Origin of the sequence: Burkholderia sp. SRS-25 (genome assembly GCF_004343765.1) — a bacterium.
Classification (GTDB): Bacteria; Pseudomonadota; Gammaproteobacteria; order Burkholderiales; family Burkholderiaceae; genus Burkholderia; species Burkholderia contaminans.
In genome coordinates this window covers 111,905-132,574 of the sequence record NZ_PTXM01000022.1, presented here as the reverse complement: position 1 = coordinate 132,574, position 20,670 = coordinate 111,905, and the positions used below count along the sequence as shown (strand labels likewise).

16 protein-coding genes are annotated in these 20,670 nt (G+C 63.1%); 5 read left to right on the top strand and 11 right to left on the bottom strand.

The genetic code is table 11. The features are described from left to right. Positions 1-42: 42 nt before the first annotated feature. The 5 genes from tssE to C5O79_RS29145 form a co-directional block, all read right to left on the bottom strand. The gene (tssE, locus tag C5O79_RS29165; protein WP_046544812.1) at positions 43-528 is read right to left on the bottom strand and encodes a type VI secretion system baseplate subunit TssE; all 486 of its coding nucleotides are present in this window, start codon (positions 526-528) and stop codon (positions 43-45) included. A gap of 62 nt (positions 529-590) precedes the next feature. Continuing rightward, positions 591-1,094 carry a type VI secretion system tube protein Hcp gene (locus tag C5O79_RS29160; protein WP_006477093.1) on the bottom strand — a complete coding sequence of 168 codons (504 nt, stop codon included), beginning with the start codon at positions 1,092-1,094 and terminating at the stop codon, positions 591-593. Between the two features lie 70 nt (positions 1,095-1,164). After that, positions 1,165-2,655 carry a type VI secretion system contractile sheath large subunit gene (gene tssC / locus C5O79_RS29155; protein ID WP_006477094.1) on the bottom strand — a complete coding sequence of 497 codons (1,491 nt, stop codon included), beginning with the start codon at positions 2,653-2,655 and terminating at the stop codon, positions 1,165-1,167. A gap of 15 nt (positions 2,656-2,670) precedes the next feature. Continuing rightward, positions 2,671-3,186, bottom strand: a complete 516-nt coding sequence (gene tssB, locus C5O79_RS29150; RefSeq protein WP_027783377.1) for a type VI secretion system contractile sheath small subunit — start codon at positions 3,184-3,186, stop codon at positions 2,671-2,673. 46 nt (positions 3,187-3,232) lie between these two features. Further along, a complete protein-coding gene (locus C5O79_RS29145) occupies positions 3,233-3,862 on the bottom strand; it encodes a tetratricopeptide repeat protein (RefSeq protein WP_046544811.1) in 630 nt (209 codons plus the stop codon). A 374-nt stretch (positions 3,863-4,236) separates the two neighbouring features. Between C5O79_RS29145 and tssJ the strand changes: the two genes are divergently transcribed. The 3 genes from tssJ (at position 4,237) to icmH (ending at position 7,077) form a co-directional block, all read left to right on the top strand. Continuing rightward, positions 4,237-4,848 (top strand): type VI secretion system lipoprotein TssJ, encoded by a 612-nt coding sequence (tssJ, locus tag C5O79_RS29140; RefSeq protein WP_039352027.1) that lies wholly within the window; start codon positions 4,237-4,239, stop codon positions 4,846-4,848. A gap of 103 nt (positions 4,849-4,951) precedes the next feature. Then, the gene (tssK, locus tag C5O79_RS29135; RefSeq protein ID WP_039352024.1) at positions 4,952-6,298 is read left to right on the top strand and encodes a type VI secretion system baseplate subunit TssK; all 1,347 of its coding nucleotides are present in this window, start codon (positions 4,952-4,954) and stop codon (positions 6,296-6,298) included. Next, positions 6,295-7,077 carry a type IVB secretion system protein IcmH/DotU gene (gene icmH, locus C5O79_RS29130; protein WP_046544810.1) on the top strand — a complete coding sequence of 261 codons (783 nt, stop codon included), beginning with the start codon at positions 6,295-6,297 and terminating at the stop codon, positions 7,075-7,077. Before tssK ends, icmH begins: the two co-directional genes overlap by 4 nt. An 89-nt stretch (positions 7,078-7,166) precedes the next feature. Here the strand turns inward: icmH and C5O79_RS29125 are convergent, their stop codons facing one another. From C5O79_RS29125 to tssI, 4 genes are all read right to left on the bottom strand, one after another. Continuing rightward, positions 7,167-7,484, bottom strand: a complete 318-nt coding sequence (locus C5O79_RS29125) for a hypothetical protein (RefSeq protein ID WP_046544809.1) — start codon at positions 7,482-7,484, stop codon at positions 7,167-7,169. 1,034 nt (positions 7,485-8,518) lie between these two features. After that, positions 8,519-9,004: a DUF4265 domain-containing protein gene (locus C5O79_RS29115; protein ID WP_122473524.1), complete on the bottom strand. Its 486-nt coding sequence runs from the start codon at positions 9,002-9,004 to the stop codon at positions 8,519-8,521. Then, positions 9,005-13,666 (bottom strand): RHS repeat-associated core domain-containing protein, encoded by a 4,662-nt coding sequence (locus tag C5O79_RS29110; protein ID WP_236862307.1) that lies wholly within the window; start codon positions 13,664-13,666, stop codon positions 9,005-9,007. Between the two features lie 37 nt (positions 13,667-13,703). Then, positions 13,704-16,883, bottom strand: a complete 3,180-nt coding sequence (gene tssI, locus C5O79_RS29105) for a type VI secretion system Vgr family protein (RefSeq protein WP_122473523.1) — start codon at positions 16,881-16,883, stop codon at positions 13,704-13,706. A 323-nt stretch (positions 16,884-17,206) separates the two neighbouring features. Between tssI and C5O79_RS29100 the strand changes: the two genes are divergently transcribed. Beyond that, a complete protein-coding gene (locus C5O79_RS29100; RefSeq protein ID WP_046544806.1) occupies positions 17,207-18,007 on the top strand; it encodes a transporter substrate-binding domain-containing protein in 801 nt (266 codons plus the stop codon). A gap of 59 nt (positions 18,008-18,066) precedes the next feature. Here C5O79_RS29100 and C5O79_RS29095 read toward each other — a convergent pair whose 3' ends face one another. Both C5O79_RS29095 and C5O79_RS29090 read right to left on the bottom strand, forming a co-directional pair. Further along, the gene (locus tag C5O79_RS29095; protein WP_011350748.1) at positions 18,067-18,270 is read right to left on the bottom strand and encodes a hypothetical protein; all 204 of its coding nucleotides are present in this window, start codon (positions 18,268-18,270) and stop codon (positions 18,067-18,069) included. Positions 18,271-18,626: 356 nt separating this feature from the next. Then, on the bottom strand, positions 18,627-19,169 hold the full coding sequence (locus tag C5O79_RS29090) for a hypothetical protein (protein ID WP_122473522.1): 543 nt from the start codon (positions 19,167-19,169) through the stop codon (positions 18,627-18,629). A gap of 414 nt (positions 19,170-19,583) precedes the next feature. Here C5O79_RS29090 and C5O79_RS29085 point away from each other — a divergent pair, with 414 nt between their 5' ends. Beyond that, the gene (locus C5O79_RS29085; RefSeq protein WP_236862306.1) at positions 19,584-20,669 is read left to right on the top strand and encodes a histidine kinase; all 1,086 of its coding nucleotides are present in this window, start codon (positions 19,584-19,586) and stop codon (positions 20,667-20,669) included. Position 20,670: the final 1 nt, after the last annotated feature.

Here is a 20,670-nt window from a genome sequence, read left to right as displayed (position 1 = left end):
CTGATCCACCACCGGGCGGTCCGGCCCGCTCGGCGGCTTGATTTACTGCATTCTTGCGGCGCGTGCGCGCGTGACCGAATACTGCAGCGTCGAGGGCTGCAGCATCGCGTCGAAACTCACCGGCTCCTCGGCCGGGTGCACGACGAGCAGCGCCTGGATCGCGAAATAAAGCGCGTTGGTGGCCTGCTCGTTCAGCTCGAACGTCACCTGCACCTGCTGCAGGCGCGGCTCGTGGCGCGCGATGGCCTGCTGGATCGATTTGCAGATGAACGCGCGATCGTAGTGACTCGCCAGGCTCAGCCCCGCGAAATCGTTCAGCCCGTAGGTCAGCACCGACTTCTGGCACTCCGGCAGCGTGGCAAGCTCGTTCTCGGTGTGCGCGATACGGGTATTGAGGATCGCCTCGACGTCGCGGGCGACCGTGCTCTTGAGCTCATCCAGCGACAATTGCCGCATCGCTGCCGAGGCCGGCAGGTGCGGTTCGTCGTCGAACAGCTTGTCGAGAAAACTGGGTTCGAATCGTTTCATCGGCCGGTATGTACAGCGAAAACGGCAACGGGACGCCGTGCGCCCCGTTGCCGCAACCGACCTTAGACCGCGTAGGTCTTGTCGTTCTTCGTCAGACTCCAGGCGCCTTGCGTGTTGCCGCCCTGGTTGCCGCCGATCTTCTGCTGGGTTTGCTTCCACTGCACAGCTGCGTACTTCAGCGAGAACGTCTCGAGCGGCAGACCTTCTTCGCGTACGCTCGGGGCGATGCTCGAGATGATCACGTACTTGAGCTTGACTTCCAGATACTGCACGCGCTTGCCTTCACCGTCAGCGCGCGAGAAATGGACCGTCACCTCGTCGAACGTGGTGCCGCCCGAAGCGTGTTGGTACAGCAGCGGGCTCGACGAATCGATTTCCTTCGTGAAGATCATGTCGCCGTGTTCGCAACGCGTCATCGTGTGACCGCCAGCGGTCGATGCGGTTGCCGAACGCGGCTGAACGATCGAGTGATCCCACGATTTCAGCTCGATCCAGCCCTGGTGGTCCTTGTCCGCGGATTCGCCCTTCACCGCGGGACTACCAAACTGCAAGTGCATATGTAACATGGCCCTTCGACTCCCCAAAGAGGTGGTTTTAACGTCCTACCCAGGCGGCCCGCCCGGGCGATTTACTCGCTTATGAATTTGCCGGTTTGGGCAGATCAGCGACAAGTCGCAGAGAAATCGAGAGTTCGTCGAGCTGAAAGTGCGGGCGCAGGAACGCGACCGAACGATACGAGCCCGGCTTGCCCGGAATCTCCGACACTTGTATGGATGCCTCGCGCAGCGGAAATTGCGCTTTCTGTTCCTGCGAGGCGTTGTCGTCGAGCAGGACGTACTGCGAAATCCACCGGTTGAGGAAAGTCTCCACGTTCTGCGCCGATGCGAAGCTGCCGATCTTGTCCCGCATCATCGCCTTCAGGTAGTGCGCGACGCGCGATACCGAGAAGATGTACTGAAGCTGGGCGGACAGGACGGCGTTCGCATTCGCGCTGTCGGTGCTGTATTTCTTGGGTTTCTGCACCGACTGCGCAGCGAAGAACGCGGCGTAATCTGAGTTCTTGCAATGGACGAGCGGGATGAAGCCGAGGTCGCTCAGCTCCTTCTCGCGGCGATCGGTGATCGCGATTTCGGTCGGGCACTTCAGCGCGACTTCACCGTCGTCGGTCTTGAACGTGTGGGTCGGCAGGTCCTCGACGAGGCCGCCGCCTTCGACGCCGCGGATCGCCGCGCACCAGCCGAAGTCGTCGAATGCGGCCGTCAGGCGCGCAGCGAACGCCCACGCGGCGTTGCACCACAGGTACTTGTCGTGGTCGGTGCCGTCGACGTCCTCGACGAAGTTGAAGTTCTCCGCGGTCTGGCCGTCCTTCGGATTGAACGGCAGGCGACCGAGGAAGCGCGGCAGCGTCAGGCCGACGTAGCGCGAATCTTCGGCGTCGCGGAACGACTTCCACTTCGCATATTCGACCGTATCGAACACCTTGCCGAGGTCGCGCGGCTTGCCGAGGTCGGAGAACGACTCGAGGCCGAGCAGCTCGGGCGATGCCGATGCGATGAACGGCGCATGCGCGGCCGCTGCAACGTGCGACATCTGCTCGATGAAGTACATGTCTTCCGGCTGGCGCGAGATCTCGTAATCGCCGATCAGCGCACCGAACGGCGAGCCGCCGAACGTGCCAAACTCTTCTTCGTAGACCTTCTTGAACAGCGCGCTCTGGTCGAACTCGCTCGCGCCCTTGAAATCGCGCACGAGGTCGCGTTTCGGTGCGTGCAGCGCCTTGATCTTGATCGTCTGGCCGGTGTTGCTTTCCTTGACCAGGTAATCCATCCCGCGCCACGTGCTTTCGAGGCGCTGGAATTCCGGCGCGTGCATCACTGCGGAAAGCTGCGTGGAAATCAGGCGGTCCAGTTCCGCGACGCGCGCGTCGATCGTGGCCGACAGGTTGTCCGACACGATCACCGTGCCGTCGAGCACCTGGTGCACGAGTTCGCCGATCAGGTCCTTCGCACGCGCATGCTCGGAATCGGATTTCGCGACCTTGCTCTTCTCGACGATGTCGTCGAGCAGCGAAGTCCCGGCGGCGTATTCCGCGCCGCTCGCTTGGGCCGCAGCCGTTTGCTGGTTCATCTCAACACTCCGTCGTCATTCGCCGTCTTTGTCGCTGCCCGTGCCCTTCGCGAGCTCCTGCAGCTGCTGCGTGTTCTTCAGCACCTCGGACAGCAGATCCTCGAGCTTGTCGTTGCCGGCGAGCTTGTTGCGCAGGTCGGCGAGCTTCGAGCGCGCCTCGAGCAGGCGGCGCAGCGGCTCGACCTGTTCGACGACTTCGTCCGGGCTGAAATCCGACAGCGAACGGAACTTCAGGTCGACCGCGAACTTGCCGCCTTCCGGGCTCAGGCGGTTTTCCACCTGGAACGCGGCACGCGGCTCGATCGCCTTCATCACGTCGTCGAAATTGTCGCGATCGATGTTGACGAATTTACGGTCGCGCAGCTTCGGCTGCTCGATTTCGGACTGGCCCGCCAGATCGCCGACGACCCCGACGACGAACGGCAGTTCCTTCACCTCGATCGCATCGCCCTTCTCGACCTCGTAGGTCAATTGGACGCGCGGCGGCCGTATTTTCTGCAAGCTTTTCTGAATGCTTTCTTTCTTGGCCATCTCGACGGCTCCCAGGTTAGTTGTGGTTATCGCGTCAGTTTTGCGGTCAGTTGCGCAGTGCGCCGAACGGGTCCGCGCCGCCCTTCTGCTGCGTGGCGGGCGGCGTCGGCGTGCTGGTCGCCGCTGCTTCGGCCGCCGGTGCAGCGCCGTTCTTCGCACGATGAACGGCACGGCGCGGCGGGCGCGGCTTCACGACCTTCGTTTCCGGCGGGAACAGCGCCGATTCGCCCAGCGTATCGCGCAGCTGCTTCGCGAGCGCCTGCGCATCCGACTTCGCGTCACCCGCGAGCGACGAATCCTGGCGCAGCTCGCCGAGCGACTGCGTCGCGATCCGCAGGCCGGCCACGGCCAGCACGCTCTTCGCCTGACGGTCGGTCGCGTCGCGCTGCAGCGCTTCCTGCGCGGCAACGATTGCCTGACCGTAGTGGTTCTGGGCGAACTGGATTTGCGCGATGCGCGACCACGGCTCTTCGCGCGTCGGATCCGACTTCGCGAGTTGCTGATACAGGCCGAGGGCCTTGTCCTGGTCCCCTGCCTTCGCAACTGCGTCCGCATCCGCCAGCGACTTGTTGAACACTTCGGCGGTCGGCGGTGCGGGAGGCTGGCTCGCACAACCGGCGATCACGCCGCAAGCCACCACTACCCCAGACAGTTTTGCGAAGAGACGGTCTTTCATCGTTATATCCACCGGCGCGTGAGTTTTAAATCGTTGAGAATCTGGTTCTTTTGCTTTGCAAGAAGCGCGCGGGTATAGTACCGATCAATTTTTCATAATTCAATCGTCGTGTGAAGAGTAATTCCTTTTAAAACCGGGCGCTACCCCCTCCAATGGCCTCTCGCAGCGGGCTCGCAGCGATTTTTCCGGCGGCCGGAATGGGCAAGTTTTACTGGTTTGGCGACGTGCCGCCCGGATGGCGGAAAAAATTTCCGGGCGCCTGCCATGACGCGGGCGTGCTTAATAGTTGAACGGTGCAATGTCGGGGATACGCAGCGAACGCGGAAATACCCGGCAGATTTGACAGGGATAAAAGGCAGCCCGCCGGATATACGATGAGATCGCTAATGATTCGCTACGCGCTGCCACTGGTTGCCTGCGCCCTTCTGGCCGGATGCGCGGCCGCCCCGCTGCTCGGCTCCGCCGCCAGCGCCGTGATGTCCGCGGCCGGCATCGGCAAGCCCGAGCTGCCCGACGCGCAGAAACCCCCGCGCAACCTCGGCATCACGCTCGCCGCGGCGCCGAACCTGAATGCCGCGACCGACAACAAGCCGCTCGCGCTCGTCGTGCGGCTCTATACGCTGAAGGACCCGACGTCGTTCCAGCAGGCGCCGTTCGACGCATTCACGGATCCGACCAAGGAAAAGGCCGCATTGGGCGCGGATCTGCTGAACGTGCGTGAAATCACGCTGATTCCGGGCCAGCGCTATACGGCGACCGAGAAGGTTTCGCGCGAGGCGCAGGCATTCGGCATCGTCGCGCTGTTCCGCGATCCCGCACTGCAACGATGGAAACTGACGTTCGACCCGGTGAAGTCGGAGAAATCCGGCATAATCATCGGCCTGCATAATTGCGCGATGACGGTCACCGACGGCACTGTCATCGCACCGCAACAGGGTGCGCCTTCACAACCGCTGAATTTGCTTTCTTCGGTCTCCTGCGGTTAAACAATGACGCACGAATGTCAATTAACAAGAGTTAACAATTGCCGATTTAATTCGGGCACGAACAAATCGATTACATCGCAACGCGACATTAACCGGATTTGACATGAGTTATTCGGCCAAGGTGCTGTGGGGGGAAGGGCTGTTCCTCCGGCCTCAACACTTTCAGCGGCAGGACGCGTACCACGAAGCGCGCCTGTTCGAATCGATCCAGGCGATCCAGCCGTACAACTGGGGCGTGCGCTCGGTGCGCATCGACCGCGACGCGCTCGGCAGCAACGTGCTGCGGGTGGCCGAGCTGGCGCTCGTGTTCCCGGACGGCGCGCTGTATGCCGCGCCGCAGGCCGACGACCTGCCGCCGCCGATCGCGCTGGACACGCTGCCTGACGGCATCAACGAATTCGTGTTCTATCTCGCGCTGCACCCGCTGCGCGAGAACGGCACCAACTACAGCGACGATCCGGCCGCCGGCTTCATGACGCGCTTCGTCAGCGAGCAGACGAGCGTCGGTGACAACTTCACCGACGCCGCCGAAGCCGACATCACGTTCCTGAAGACGCAGGTCAAGCTGATCGCGCACAGCGAACCGCGCGACCAGCTGCTGTCCGTTCCGCTCGTGCGCGTGCGCCGCACCGCGACGTCCGGTTTCGAGATCGACGACAGCTTCGTGCCGCCGTGCCTCGCGATCGACGCGTCGCCGATCCTCCACCAGCGGCTGCGCCAGCTCGTCGACGCGCTGCAGGCGAAGGTGAACGCGCTGTATGGCTTCCACCGTGAGCCGTCGAAGAACATCATCGAATTCCGCTCGGGCGACATCGCGTCGTTCTGGCTGCTGCACACCGCGAACGCCGCGTTCGCGACGCTCGCGCACCTGCACCAGCATTCGGCGCTGCACCCCGAGCGGCTGTTCCAGGAACTGCTGCGCCTCGCGGGCCAGCTGATGACGTTCTCGAAGGGCTACACGCTCGCCGACCTGCCGGTGTACCGCCACGATGATCCGGGCCCGAGCTTTGCGCGTCTCGACCTGATGCTGCGCGAGCTGCTCGACACCGTGATCTCGACGCGCTACTTCGCGATCACGCTCGACGAGGTGCGCCCGTCGTTCCACCTCGGCCGCCTCGATTCGGGCAAGATCGACGACAAGACCGAGTTCTACCTGGCGGTGTCCGCGGACATGCCGAGCGTCGAGCTCGTCGATGCAGTGCCGGCCCGTTTCAAGGTCGGCGCGCCCGACGACGTCGACAAGCTCGTGCTGTCGGCCATGCCCGGCGTGCGGCTCTCGTACACGCCGCAGGTGCCGCCCGCGATTCCGGTGCGCCCCGGCGCGTGCTACTTCGCGCTCGATTCGCGTAGCCCGCTGTACGAGCGCATGCTGCAGGCCCAGTCCGCGATGATCTACGCGCCGACTGGCATCAATGACCTGAAATTCGAACTGATCGCGGTCACATCATGAGCTACGCGCCTTCCCTGTTCGGCGGCAACGCGCCGGCACCGCTGCACACCCCGGCGTCGACGGACGCCTCGTTCCAGGCCCGCTCGCTGCTCGACCTGCTGTACGACGGGTTCTTCATGCTGTTCCTGCTCAAGAACGGGCGGGAGCCGGAGAGCGCGGGCGAGTTCAGCACGCGGATCCAGGAATTCCTGTCGGATTTCGAGCGCGGCGCGAAGAAGCTGAATATCGCCGCTGAAGACGTGTACGGCGCGAAATTCGCGTTCTGCGCGGCGATCGACGAGATGGTACTGTCGTCGCAGTTCAAGATCCGCACGGAGTGGGAACGCCGGCCGCTGCAGCTCGTGCTGTTCGGCGAGCAGCTCGCGGGCGAGAAGTTCTTCCAGTATCTCGAGGATTGTCGCGCGCAGGGTGCGGCGCGGCTGCAGTCGCTCGAGGTGTTTCATATGTGCCTGCTGCTCGGGTTCCAGGGGAAGTATCTGCTCGAGGGGCCGGAGAAGCTGGCTTACCTCACTGCGCGGCTGGGCGACGAGATTGCGCATATGAAGGGCAAGCGGGCGCCGTTTGCGCCGCATTGGCCGTTGCCGGATCAGATCGCGCATCGACTCAAGCGTGAGGTGCCGGTTTGGGCGATCGGGGCGGTTTTTGCGCTGGTTGCGCTGCTTGGGTATCTCGGGCTCAACACGTATCTGAAGGACAAGACGCTGCAGGCGCTAGCGCCCTACTCCCAAGTCATCAAGGTCGGGCCGGAGTCGGCTAATTTGACGATTTCGTTGCCTTGAGGGGTGGGCTTCGCTCCGGCGCTGATGCTTCATGAAAAAAGGACCGCTTGGCGGTCCTTTTTTGTTTGCGACGTGCTCGCGGCGTGACGTCAGAACAGGATGAACGCGTCGTTGTCGACATAGAATACGAACGCGTCGAATAACTGCGCCGCGCTCGGTTCGTCGATCTGGTCGTGCGCGTTGATCACGATGTCCTCGATCGTCGCGCTGTCCAAGGTGATCTGCCAGCCGGGTTGATTCGCGACGGCAGGTACAGCGTCGTCCTCCGCATCCTCGGCGTCTTCGGCGAACACGCCTTCGGTATCGAGCGACCACGGCATGGGTGGCAAGTAGAGCCAACCGGCGAAGTCGCCCGGGCGTTCGAGGATGTGTTTCAGAGATGCTTCAGTCACGGAAGTAGTCAACATGGGTAGTGCGGTTATAGCTGAGGCAAATGCGTCGGGGCGTGGATCGAGGTGGCGAATTGCCCACTTCTCCGCCTCCGATTACGTAACGGCGCACGCGCGTGGTTACTACCGCACTCGTGCAGCGAGCCGTGATTATGCCAATTTAGTACCCGTGAGATCCGCCAGCCGTTGTTGCCGGTCAAGTCGCTCGCGGTCGGATTCCTCGTTTGACGAAGCCAGTGGCACGGGTAATGGGACGGACCGAATGCGCGTAACGAAGCGACCTTATATCGGCTCCCCGAAGTACACGAAGTCAAAAGCTTCAATCCAGCGTGCGAACTCGTCCGGCGCCACGGCACGCCAATGCCGCGCGGAATCGATGCGCCTGTCGGATGCAAACATGACTACGCCTCCCGCCGAGGCAGAGTGAATAGTCAACACGATTAGACCGCCTCCATCCGCCGCAAATGCGGCGCGTCGACAGGCTCCGGGATCCTCGATATCGTCGAAAAACGCGACGCCGGATGGGGTCAGGTCTACTTCCCGACAGCGGACGTACCCCCAGTCAGCGATCCTGACCGGATGTGCCTGAAACGCGGCGTTGAGAGAGGAATAGTGGACCGTCGCCAATGTCGAAATCAGGATTGGTATCGGATCGTTTCGTAGATCTTGGCCGTGCCTTGCTTCGCGGCGATTTCGTTTGTGGCCAATCCGTGACGAAAGGACTACACAGATTGACCTTAACCCGCCGAGTGCGCCATTCGTATTTTCATGGCTAGAATCAGGCCAATCAGCATAGGCCCACAGACCCAATTTACCGAGTCACGCAGAAGCTGCGTCGTTCAGAAACAGCAAGGCCCGCTCGCGTGGCGCCTCGTTGCCATCCAGGAAGGCCAGGTGTCGTCACGAAGGCTGCAAAGCTGTCGTCAATCGCCGGCGTTCGGCCGGTCTAATGCGACCAAAGAACTACAACAGGCTCTCCGGCGTCACCAATCGCTCCGTAGCCGAAACAGTAGTAATCCGCCCGCGCAGAGTGCAGCCCCCGTTCGCCTCCTTCACGCTTCCCTTTTATCGTCCGGCACCCACCAGTTCAGCGGTGTGATCCCGTCGTCGGCATAGACGTTTCCGAAATACCAACTGACATGTTTGCACCGATCCGACACCTCGTTAAAGAAGCGTTCAATCGCTGGAAATCCAACACGAACAGGCACTGAAAAACACATATTTTTAGCGGTCTCGCCGTCGACGCTTCCTAGTAGCGCCGAATGGAAAGCTTCGTCGATTTTCCTGCGCTCGTCACTAGACAAATCGCTTTCAGCGAATATCTGCACGCACACGTTCCCCCCCCGGCGAACTATCTCTACCGGCACCAAAGGCGAGGCAATCTTGATAATGTCGCCTTTTGCAACGTGCAATGCCAAACCAGGCGACGCGAGAAGTTCGTAGATGTTCTCATCGAGTTTGCGAGCAGGCAGCTCTTCGCGAACTACTTCACCGTTCGAGGCCAGTCCTGCAAATATTTCTATCAGATCCATATTCATTTATCGCCCATAGGGCGCTCCACAACTACCTCTTTCGGCACACGACATTCCCAGCGATGGCGCGCCTCGATTACCAGCACTGAGATTGCAAGCTGCACCTTCAAGGGCTGTATTCTCCGGTGATAAATTTCCGCCCTTGGAAACAGGCACATTCTTGTGACCAACGTGCATGTCGGCAGGATTCGTTGACGTATGGCCGCACCTCCAGCAGCGGTACAATCCATTCGCATTCTTGTTGGCTTCCTCAATTAGCGCTTGCCGACAATCAGAGATGCCAACCCGCGATCCGGCAGTCGGTCCACCAACGCTTGCTGCAAGTTCTGCCGGAGTTGCACCTGCGCCATCGGCGCGAGCAACGGGAGACCGCGGCTTTGGAGCTAATCCGAATGGATCGACCCATTGTACGGGGTTGCTTGCGTATTGATAGACGTTGATCCCGCCCGCCAGCCCGATGGGGTCTTTCGATACGAACCGTCCGCTAATCGGATCATAGTACCGATGCCGGTTATAGTGCAGCCCCGTCTCATCATCAACCTGCTGCCCCTGAAACCGCAACGGATTCCTCGGCACGATCCCCGCCGCCTTCGACGCCCGCGCAATCACCTCCCGCGCTTCACCCCACGCCTTGTACGACGCCTCCCACACCACGTCGCCTTCGTCATCCGTCAGCAGCTGCGGTGTGCCGATCTGGTCGCAGTGGTAATAGAACGCGTGCGCCTCACCAACCCGTTCCGGCAACCGTTGCAGCGGATCGTCCTCCGGTACATAGCGATCGGTCGCACTGCGTGACGGCGTCTCGAACCCATCTACCCGTGCACTCGCGTACTGCACCATCGGCACGAACGAGCCCGCTTCATAAACGTAATGCGTGCTGCCCTGCTCCGCACTCTCATACGCCAGCGTATCCCCATCCCACCCGAACACCGTGCGCTCGCCGTTCACCTCTTTCGCGATGCGACGGCCCAGTGCATCGTAGTAGTACCGCGACTCGCTCCTGCGAGCGACCTCGTCAACTGTCGCCGCAGTCAGCCGGTTGAACGCGTTCCACTCGTAACGCTGCTCACCCGCCGGCGATCTGCGGTGAACGAGATTGCCTCGCGCGTCGTACGCGAAATGTTCCCCCGCATATTGCTTCAGCAAGTTGCCCAGCACCTTGGGCACTTCCGCAGGCAACGTACTCTCCGCAGCACGCACCGGACTCGGCCGGCTCTCCGTGCGAGGTGCTTCAACACGTGCCGGGTCGATGATATTGCTGGCCGGATCGAACGCGAATCGTTCCGTGCCCGCCGGTCCGATCGACTCCAGCAACCGCCCGACCGGATCGTAACGATAGTCCGTCAATCCTCTGCGATTGTCTTCAATCTGCACGAGTTGGCCCGCCGCGTCGTAACGATACCGGCGCTCTGCCAGCGGCGCGGGTGCATTCGCACGCTGTACCGTACGCTGCGCCAACCGCCCTGCGCGATCGTATGCCGTGCGTTGATCGATCTTGCTCGGCAGGGTACGCAATGTCTCGCGATGCAGATCGTCCCGCTCGATCTGAACGAGTTCCTTGCCGTCCAGCATCAGCCCGTGGACGTGTCCCGAGCCATACGTGAGCCAGTCGACAGCATGGCCGTCCGGCCTGACCGTTCTGATTCGGTTACCGATTTCGTCGTACTGGTGATGCCACACGAAGCTCCGGCTCGCGCCGAACAGGTCGTAAGCGTGATGCTCGCGCACCAGATTGCCGACGGGGTCAAAGAACCGTTGAACGCGGCTATATCGATTGCTGGCCTCGATCAATCGTCCCAACGGATCGTAGGCGAAACGCTCCGCCTCTTCGCCGACCGAACGGCCATCAAGCCGTCCACCGCGATCGTGGGACATCGTCATGACTTGTCCCGCCTCGTCGACCGACTCGAGACGGCTGCTCGCCTCGTCATACGAATAGCGCGTGGCCTTCCCGTCGAAATCGATCTCCTCGATCAATCGGCCTGTCGCGTCATAGCGGAACGTGTAATTCGCACGATTTTGGTCGGTCAGCGCAACGACCCGCCCGAGCCGGTCATAGCGATACGACAGCGATTGCCCCAATGCATCGGTGCGGATATTGATGCGCCCGCTCGCGTCGTAGCCGTAACGCGTGTTGCGGTTCAGCGGATCGATATGGGTCAGCAGACGCCCTTCCGCGTCGTAGCTCAGTTGCTCGCGCCCCGCGGGTGACACGACTTCGACCAACTGGCCATTCGCACCGTAACGGTACGCGGTCACTCCGCCCGCTGCGTCCTTCGCTTCCGACAGGCGCCCGTGGGCGTCATACGCCCACTGCGACGTCTTGCCCGAACAATCGGTATAGCTGGTCAAGTGGCCGACGTCGTCGTACTTCAGGGTTTTCGCGCCACCCTTCGCATCCTTGATCCGGGTAAGCAGCCCTCGCCCGTCGTACGCATACTCGGTCTTGTGGCCGAGCGGGTCGACCTCCGCAACCATGTTCCCCGCATCGTCATATTCCCGCAGCCACGGGTGCCCAAGCGGATCGGTCACGCGGACGAGCTGGTCCTTCTGGTCATACGCCATCTCGACCACGCTGCCGTCAGTACGTTGATGGCGTACGAAGTTGCCGCGCACATCGTATTCCATGTGCTCGACGGTACCGTCACGATGGATGTACTGAACGAGTTTGTCGTTCGCGTCCCGGTACATCCACTCTTCGCTACCGTCCGGATGAATCACACGGAACGAATAGCCCTTGCTGTCGTAGTAGTGGTGCGTGACATTGCCGAGCGCGTCGGTCACGCTGACCATCCGGAAATCCGGATGCCACGCGAGACGCACCTCATCGCTGCCGTCATCGGCGTATTCGCGGAAGCACTTTGCCTTCGGCCCATCGCCGTTCCACTCGAGATTCACACCTCGGCCGGTACGATCGGTATATCGCGTCACGAGGTGGTGTCGATAACGGTATTCGCGGCGATTACCGTAGCGGTCCGTCGCCCCGATCAGGTCGTTCTGGTCGTCGTACTCGTAGTTCGCAAGCGTGCCGACGTATTCGCCTTGTGCGTCATGATGCGTGACGCCAACGATCCGCCCCCGTGCGTCGTGTCGGAACGCAACCTGTGCGTGCGATGCAATCAGGCGATGCAATCGTCCTTCGGCGTCGTAGTCGAGCGTCAACTGATTGCCGGCGCGGTCCTTGACGAATGCGAGACGGAACACGTTGCCTTGCCGCTCGTACGCTTCAAGCAGCGTATGGTCTTGCGTCACCGTCAACCACTGCTCGTCCAGCCGCAGTAACGTTTGCCCCTCGGAAAGATCATCGTGCGCACTTCCGACGCCGAGCAACGGGTACTCGATACTTCGTCCGGTGGCATCGTGATAGACGAGTTTTTCTGCGGCAATATCGAAACGAGTCGTATAGGGCGTAATCCAGCGTGCGCCCAATTCGCCGTGCTCGTCGTTCGCGTCGAAGAACGATCGATAGGTGCGCAGCCAGACAATAGGCAACGGCCCGTCGATCGTGAAATCCTCGTGATTGATCTGCTCGTCGCCGAGCGCGAATCCGATTGAACGCGGGGTGGCGACAGGCGGCGTCTTCACCGGGGTACGTGTCAGGCAACAGTTCGGCCCCGGATGATGCGCTTCAGTGGTCTGTTGAAGCGCTTCGACGCGATGCTCCGCCCGCTTTTCCTCGACCTTCGTCGTCTTGTGTTCCTGAACCCCCGTGGCGTGCGGCTTCGGATTGCGCTTGCGCCAGCTCCGCATGCCGTCTTCACCGATCGTGATGATCCACCCGATCTTGCCCGCATCGTTCCCATCGAGCTCGCGAATGCACTTCTGGACCGTCGGAATCCGCTTGTAGATATCGTCAGCGAAGAGCTGCAGCTTCTTCGTCGAATTCGAGTCGATCAAATCAGCAGCCGAGGTCACCGTGTTGATAACGACCTTCCCCTCGACCTTCCGAATGTCCGAGAAGAATCCACCGATATTGTCGAGGACCTTCCTGCCGTCATACGCGACGATAGCCGCCCCGACACCCTTCAGATGCGACCCGGCCGACTTCACGTTGTGCCCGACTTCGTACTTCTTCCCCGCCGCGTGTGCGAACACGTCGGCGATCGCCTTCATCAGATCGCCGATGAATTTGGCGCAGTGGTCGAGCAGTTCCTTCAGCCCGTCACGTATCACCTTCAGGAATTTCTCGATCTCGCCCGCGTAACGCTCCTGCACGTTCGCCACCATCGCCGAGATGATCGAATCGCGCAGCGCCAGCATGGCAGCCTCCCCTGCTGCCTTGCCGCTCTCGACGACCTTCTGTCGAATCAGCTTCAGCACCGGGCGCGCGCCAAGCCGAAGCTCGGCCGTAGCCGGCGGCAGCGGCACGACCCCGATCAGGTCGAGACCGAGGTTGACCCAGTCGAACATGTCGATCGGTTTGTCGCCATGCTCGATCATCGCCTTGATATCGAGCACCGCATCGACTGCCGCAAAGATGTTGGCCAGGACCGGCACGTTCTCCGCGACTGTCTTCAGCCGGCCGACGTTGACGACGCCGCCGCTGACCTTGATCAGCCACTTGTCGAATGAATCGATGCCGGCCTGTACGTCGGCCTCCGTGATCTTCATGATCGGAGACACGAACACATCAGTAGGTTTGGGTTGAAGGACGCCCGCAGCGGTCATGATTTTTCTGTTCTCGAATAGGTGAAAGGGGCGACGCTCAGCTCATTTTCAGCACGGCTGCGGCGCTACGCGCCGTCTGCGCGAGACCGCTGACCTGCTGGGCGGCGGCACTCAACTGGCCCGCTTGCGACAGCGCCGCCTGCGCGCCCGCCGGCAGCATATTGGTCGCAGCCTGCTGTGCGATACCGAGGCCCTGGCCTGCCACCGCCTTCGCCAACGCGGCTCCGCCCTGCGACGCCGAGCTCGCCAATCCCGCGACCGTTTTCGCCGCCCCCAGTGCATTCGACGCACCCGCCGGCAACATGCCGCCTACCGCCTGCTGCGCCATGCCCAAGCCTTGACCAACGGCGGCCTTCGCCAGCGCCGCGCCACCCTGCGTCGCCGCACCGGCCAGGCCCGTCAGCGCGCCGGCGGCACTGCCAGCCACCGGCAGAAACGAGCCGAGCTGCGCCTGCGCGGTTTCCGCGGCGCCTGCCGCCGGCGCCGGATTGGCCGGCCACGGCGCCACGTCGAAACGGCTCGACTGCTGATCCTGCGAGCGCGGATCCTCCCCGAACTTGACCTGCACCGCCCCCGGTGGCAGGCCGCTCACGATCATGTGCCCGTTGTTGTCGAGCGCTCCTTTCTTCAATAGCCCGCCATTCGCATCGAACACCGAGAACAAGCCGCCCTTCACCGGTTGGCCGTTCCCGTACGTATGCAACAACTCCAACTGCCCCGGCTGATCCGGCCGCGGGCTCGGCAACGGATATCCCATGCTCGCCGGCCCCGCGAACGTATGCGACGCCCCCTTCACATCCACCGCGCCCGGCGTATGAATCTCGATGTTCCCGCCTTGAATGCGGATATACCCGCCGCCGCTCGTCAGCAGGATCCCCTGATCAGCCGCGATCTCGATCCGGTCCGTCGCCGACACCACCTTCACCGCCTTCTGCGCGGTCACCTCGATGTTGTCCGACTGCGCCTGGATCTCCACCTTGCCCTTGCCCGCGAACAGCTTCATCCCAGCGTTCTGCACGAACAGGCTCAGCTTCTGCCCGATGCTCCCGATCAGCGACTTGCCCGCCGCAACGTGCACGCTCTGCCCGCTCGCCACGTTCACGTGATCGTTCGCGACCATGTGCAGCGACTGCTGCGTCGACATCCCGATCCCCGATGGGCTGCCGAACAGCATCACCGGCTCCTTGAACGCGTTCGCGTTACCCGTGCCGCCGCCTGCCGTGCGCCCGCCGGACGCGCTGCCCGATGCACTGTCCTGCGTCGCATCCGTGAACGCGCGCATCGTGTCCTGCGCGTCCTTCATGCTTTCCGCCTGATGCTGCTCGCTCAGGTCCGACATCGCCTCGACGAGGCTCTCGCCCGTCACGAGCTGCTGCTGCGCTTCCTTCACGTCGAGCGGCTGGCTGTTCGCCGCCTTCGGGTGCGTCGTCACGTACAGGCCCTGGCTCGCCCGCACCGCGCCGTACGCATCCGAGCGCAGGTCGAACCCGCTGCCAAGATACGACCCGCGCGAATTGCCGTTCTGGTCGATGATGTAGCCCAGATGCAGCAGGCTGTTCGCGCTGCTGCTCATCAGCTGCACGCGGTTCTGCCCGGTCGCGTCGTCCATCACGAGCTGGTTGTAGCCGCCGCCCGAATACTCCTTCGAGCGATACCCGGACAGGATCCCGTCGGTATGCCATTGCGGCTGGTTCGCACCGTTGTACACGCGCCCGACCGCGAGCGGCCGGTCGCAGTCGCCGCCGACGTAGTCGATCAGCACTTCCTCGCCGATGCGCGGCACATGCACGCCGCCGTAGCCGCCGCCCGTATCCGACTGCACGACGCGCACCCAGCACGACGCGTTCTCGTTACCCGGATTCAACCGGTCCCACACGAACTGCACGCGGATCCGGTTCAACTCGTCGGTATAGACCTCCTCGCCCTGCGGCCCGACGACGATCGCCGTCTCGAGGTGCATCTCCGGCTTGTGATGCTCGAACGGGCTGCGATACGGCACGCTCACGCGCTGCGCTTCGACTTCGACGAGATAGAACCCGGCCGATCCGTCGTCGTGCTGCACGCGAAACGCGGGATCGGTACCGTAGTTGTCCTGTGCCTGCGTCAACGCTTCGCGCAGGCTGTACGGAAAGTCCGCGCTGTCGCTTGCGACGGGCAGATTGTTCTCGATCCACCACGCCACCTCGATCGCGGCGAATTCACGCTGATCGGCGGGATCGCGATCGTGCTCGGGATGGTCGGCCAGCGTGAAGCGCCGGCCGGCATCCATCGCGCGCACCCCGCCCGCGGCATGGAAACGCTTCGCCCGCGACTCCCACTCCTCCATCTTGACCTTCGTCAGATGGTCGCCGCGCGTCTGGTCGAGATACGTGTAGGCGCCCGTGTACTCGTAGACTTCGAGTTGATCCGGCAACTCGCCCTGGCCGCCCATCGTCGGCAGCGACGTGCCTTTCGGGTTCGACGGCTGCGACGGATTCTTGTAGTCGAACGTGCGCGTCGTGCGCGTCACGCTCTGCAGCGTGCGCGTACCCGACCATTGCGTGAACGCGTCAGGTTCGCTGGCCGCGTCGCCGCGATAGAAACGCACAGTTTCCGGCGACAGAGGCGCGAACGCCTGCAGGTTGTCGGTGATCACGAGCGTATGCGACTTGCCGTCGTCGGCCTGCTGCCACGCGCAGTAGAGCCCCTCGTTCTCCATCAGCCGATGCACGAAATGCCAGTCGGTGTCGTGCTGGCGCGTGTAGGAGCGGTTCGGCAGCGGCTTCGACAGCGCAAACCGGAAATGGCCCTGCGCCTGCGGATGCTGGTTCAGCACGTCGCTGATGATCTGGTCGACGGTCGTGTCGTTCCAGAGCCGCTGATCGCGACGGAACTTCAGGAAGTGGGTGAAATCGGCAAACGTGAGCTGATAGGTCGTGAGCCCACCGTCGGCACCGAGCCGGCGCGCGGTGTGCACGTACCCGTTGATCGGCCGGTAACGAAGATCGCCTTGCTGGATCCACAACGTGACGGGCTGTGCGATCAGCTTTTTAAGTTCCACATCGCTGTCGGTCGACAGCACGTCGAGCGTGAACTCGTACGCGCGCCCGATACGTGAGCGACCGACTGCCCGCTGCACGGTCAGGACGTTGGGCCCCAATGGCGTATCGAACTTCAGCAACCGGTCCTGCTGAAGCAATCCGCCGCGTAGGGCGGCGATTGAATTCTGCATGTTCATGAACGGCCTTTTTTATTTTGACGCGCCCTCGGATGGCGCGAGCATTCGATTTTGCTCGCGCGATTTTACAGACAAAACTTCGCACGCCCTCAAATCCGACCTGATTTAAACGAGCGGAATCCGATCAGCCCGCGTACCACGCAGGTGGGCGGCAACCACGCCCGCCGTCCGGCACATCGATGAAATCGATTTCAATCAGGGCCAATTCCGGTTTCGGTGCGGCCCGGTTGCGAGTAGTGTCTACGTGCCCGTATTGCGGCCCGCCGCGCCCACCCGGCGCCCGGCGTTCCCCCCAACACCACGCTGTCCACTGGAGATCTGCGATGAAACGTTCGAAGTTCCTGCTGTCGGGCCTGCTGCTCGCATCAGCCCTCGGCTTCACGGCCGTCGCCGCGCACGCGGAAGACCTGCTCGACTCGGTGAAGAAAGCCGGCGTGCTGCGCGTCGGCCTCGAAGGCACGTATCCGCCGTTCAACTCGCGCGGCACGTCAGGCCAGCTCGAGGGTTTCGACGTCGACGTCGCGAACGCGGTCGCCGGCAAGCTCGGCGTGAAGACGCAGTTCATCCCGACCGAATGGAGCGGCATCATCGCCGGCCTGCAGGCCGGCAAGTTCGACGTGATCGTCAACCAGGTCACGATCACGCCGCAGCGCAAGGAAGCACTCGACTTCAGCCAGCCGTACACGTATTCGGCCGCGCAGCTGATCCAGCGCAAGGACGACTCGCGCAACTTCAAGTCGCTCGACGACTTCAAGGGCAAGAAGCTCGGCGTGACGCTCGGCACCAACTACGACCAGATGGCGCGCACCGTGCCCGGTATCGAGGTGCAGACGTATCCGGGCGCGCCGGAGAAGCTGCGCGACCTCGCCGCGGGCCGGATCGAGGCGACGCTCGACGACCGCCTGATGCTGCCGTACATGATCAAGACGTCGAACCTGCCGCTGCGCGCGGGCGCGGTGCTGAACGGCGGCAAGCAGGAAATGGCGATCCCGTTCCGCAAGGGCAATCCGAAGTTCGAGAAAGCGATCAACGACGCGCTCGATTCGCTTCACAAGGACGGCACGCTGAAGAAGATCTCGATGCACTGGTTCGGCAGCGACGTGACCGTGCCGGTCGCGCAGTAAGCGGCGCGGCGCTTCAACGCGTCACGTCCTTCGTTCCGACGAAGGCGTGACGCTGCCCCTCAAGCCGCTTCGTCGAAGCGCGCCAGCAGCATCTGTCCGATCGGTGTCAGCGCCGGGCGCGCGGCCACGGCATTCATGCGTACCTGCGTATCGTCGACCAGCCGCTTCTCGACCAGCACGGCAAAAGCCGGATTCGACGGATCGACGCTGTCCGGCGCACGCGCGACGCGCAGCAGCATCGAGAATTCATGCGGACTCAGCATGGTCCCTGTCTCCTGATCGTCCGCGGTCCGGTTCGAACCGTCGCCGATCGTATTTTCGAATGAAATGGCGCGACGCATGACCGCTGCGCCGCCGGGCGCGAGATCCCGGTCGGCTCCCACCTGCGACTTGGGCACGTCGTCGCGAACGGGTTGCGCACGTTCCCAGTCCGGCGGTGCCGCCGCGACGGGAACGTGCAACGTTATGGGCGCCCCATGACGCGACCGTGACAGGAAACGGGGTGCAAATCGGGGCCCGTCACACGCCGCTTCGGTTCGATGCCGCCCCCGATTGACGAAGACGGGCCGTAGCGCCTGTCAGGCCGTCAGGTGTCCGCTCGCGGGCCGTTTCGCACCCTTCATCGCGGATCGACCGAATACGGGAAACTCCCATGCTCCGATCCGTTCGCATGGCGCATGCAGCGCACGACCACGTTCACCGCGCGCCCAAGCGTCATCCCGACGAGCACGCCCCATACCGCGAACGACACCATCACGAAACCGCCCGTCGCCGCCCACGGTGCATGCACGGCGACCGCGTAATGGATGCCGGTTTCGGCGACGAACGTCAGCATCAGCGTGACGAGCAGGCTCGCGTCGCCGGGCAGGCGCACGCGCAGGCCCGACGAGGCCCGGCGGTACTTGAGCCGCCACCGGCTCGCGTGCAGCCAGCCCAGCGCCGCGCCGCCCAGGACGGCTGCCAGCGCGATCGCATTCGCGTCGACACCCGCATGCGGAAAAAGTCCGTTCAGGCTGGCGATGCCGAGCACCCCGAATGCGACCGGCGAGATCAACGGTCGGACGGCCGGCACCTCGCGCGGGAAACAGCGCTTGATGCCGATATAGAGCAGCACGCAGAACATCACGTACACGTAAGGCTTCAGGTGAAGGAGCGCGGACATGGTCGGAGTCGCCAGATCGGAATGGACACGGCAACACCGTACCGCCCGATCGCGGCAGGCGGCGGGGCTTGCGACGGGCGGCCGGAATTCGCGGACGAGTGGCGCGTCGCGACGATGATCGTTCGCCTGATCGGGCAGACCGATGCGCCCACGAATCCGGAGGCCGGCAACTTCCGAACCGAAAAGTCGGCCTTTGACGAGCCGGCCGACGCTTCATGCTCGACGCGAAACCGGCCGCGCCCAGTGTCCTTCGGCAACCCCTTCCACTACACTCGTGACGGAAACCGGCCAACCGTCGGCAGCGGAAGCGCTTCGTCGAGGCCGCGCGCCGTTCGTCGCAATGCGTGCGCAGTCGGGCCGTCCGGCAGTAAGGTCCGACCATCAGCGCATCGCGCGCCATCCTCACCCGACACCATGCGAGCCACGTCCGACCCTTCGCCGATTCCGCAGCCACCCGCCGGCGCCGAGCCGCGATTGCTGCGCGATCCGGCCGCACTGCTCGCGTTCGCGTGCTTCAACTCGGTCGTCGGCCTGGGTTTCTGGGCGCTCCATTTCCAGGAGCCGCTGTTGCCCGACCTTGTCGTCGCGAACGCGATCGGTTTCTCCGCGCTGCTGCTCAGTCACGCCGCCGACTGGCTCCTGCCGCGCAAGCCGGGGCTCGCGATCAAGGCCATCGTGATCGCACCGGCCAGCGTGCTCATCGGTTTCGAGATCACGGCAGCGCTCACCAGCGGAAACGTGCCGCACGTGTTCGGGCGCGCGCGCATCGGCACGTGGGACAACTACGGGCCGTCGTTTCTCATCTCGGCGATTCTGTTCGTGTGCGTGTCGCTGTTCCTGCAGTCGATGCGCATGCGCGCGACGCTCGAGACCGAGCGCCGCGAAGCCGCCGAAGCCCGCCAGGCCGAGACGGCGGCGCGCCTGGCGCTGCTGCAGGCGCAGATCGAACCGCACTTCCTGTTCAATACGCTCGCGAACGTGCAGAGCCTGATCGAGCGCGATCCGGCGCGCGCGTCGACGATGCTCGACAGCCTGAACCGCTACCTGCGTGCGAGCCTGCGACGCACGCGCGATGCGACGTCGACGCTCGGCGAGGAGATCGAGCTCGTCGACGCGTTGCTGAAGATCGCGTCGATCCGGCTCGGCGACCGGCTTTCATATGCGATCGACGTGCCGGCGGATCTGCATGCACTGCCGTTCTCGCCGCTGCTGCTGCAACCGCTCGTCGAGAATGCGCTGCTGCACGGGATCGAGCCGTCGATCGACGGCGGCGTGATCGTGATTCGCGGCAGGATGCGGGGCGACTGCCTGGAACTGAACGTGATCGATACGGGCGTCGGCCTAGGGAAAAGCGACACGCGCCTGCATGGCGGCGTCGGCCTTGCCAACGTCGCCGCGCGCATCCGGACGCTGCACGGCGAGCGCGGCCGCGTCTGCGTCGAGACGAATGCCGCCGCCGCGCATGGCGTCACTGCGACCCTTCTGATCCCGATCGCCTGAC

What these genes read in the sequence shown, in the direction of transcription:
- C5O79_RS29110 (WP_236862307.1), bottom strand. Translation starts at nt 13,666, where the DNA reads ATGACCGCTGCGGGCGTCCTTCAACCCAAACCTACTGATGTGTTCGTG.
- C5O79_RS29115 (WP_122473524.1), bottom strand. Translation starts at nt 9,004, where the DNA reads ATGAATATGGATCTGATAGAAATATTTGCAGGACTGGCCTCGAACGGT.
- tssK (WP_039352024.1), top strand. Translation starts at nt 4,952, where the DNA reads ATGAGTTATTCGGCCAAGGTGCTGTGGGGGGAAGGGCTGTTCCTCCGG.
- C5O79_RS29090 (WP_122473522.1), bottom strand. Translation starts at nt 19,169, where the DNA reads ATGTCCGCGCTCCTTCACCTGAAGCCTTACGTGTACGTGATGTTCTGC.
- tssE (WP_046544812.1), bottom strand. Translation starts at nt 528, where the DNA reads ATGAAACGATTCGAACCCAGTTTTCTCGACAAGCTGTTCGACGACGAA.
- C5O79_RS29085 (WP_236862306.1), top strand. Translation starts at nt 19,584, where the DNA reads ATGCGAGCCACGTCCGACCCTTCGCCGATTCCGCAGCCACCCGCCGGC.
- C5O79_RS29145 (WP_046544811.1), bottom strand. Translation starts at nt 3,862, where the DNA reads ATGAAAGACCGTCTCTTCGCAAAACTGTCTGGGGTAGTGGTGGCTTGC.
- icmH (WP_046544810.1), top strand. Translation starts at nt 6,295, where the DNA reads ATGAGCTACGCGCCTTCCCTGTTCGGCGGCAACGCGCCGGCACCGCTG.
- C5O79_RS29100 (WP_046544806.1), top strand. Translation starts at nt 17,207, where the DNA reads ATGAAACGTTCGAAGTTCCTGCTGTCGGGCCTGCTGCTCGCATCAGCC.
- tssI (WP_122473523.1), bottom strand. Translation starts at nt 16,883, where the DNA reads ATGAACATGCAGAATTCAATCGCCGCCCTACGCGGCGGATTGCTTCAG.
- C5O79_RS29125 (WP_046544809.1), bottom strand. Translation starts at nt 7,484, where the DNA reads ATGTTGACTACTTCCGTGACTGAAGCATCTCTGAAACACATCCTCGAA.
- tssJ (WP_039352027.1), top strand. Translation starts at nt 4,237, where the DNA reads ATGAGATCGCTAATGATTCGCTACGCGCTGCCACTGGTTGCCTGCGCC.
- C5O79_RS29160 (WP_006477093.1), bottom strand. Translation starts at nt 1,094, where the DNA reads ATGTTACATATGCACTTGCAGTTTGGTAGTCCCGCGGTGAAGGGCGAA.
- tssB (WP_027783377.1), bottom strand. Translation starts at nt 3,186, where the DNA reads ATGGCCAAGAAAGAAAGCATTCAGAAAAGCTTGCAGAAAATACGGCCG.
- tssC (WP_006477094.1), bottom strand. Translation starts at nt 2,655, where the DNA reads ATGAACCAGCAAACGGCTGCGGCCCAAGCGAGCGGCGCGGAATACGCC.
- C5O79_RS29095 (WP_011350748.1), bottom strand. Translation starts at nt 18,270, where the DNA reads ATGCTGAGTCCGCATGAATTCTCGATGCTGCTGCGCGTCGCGCGTGCG.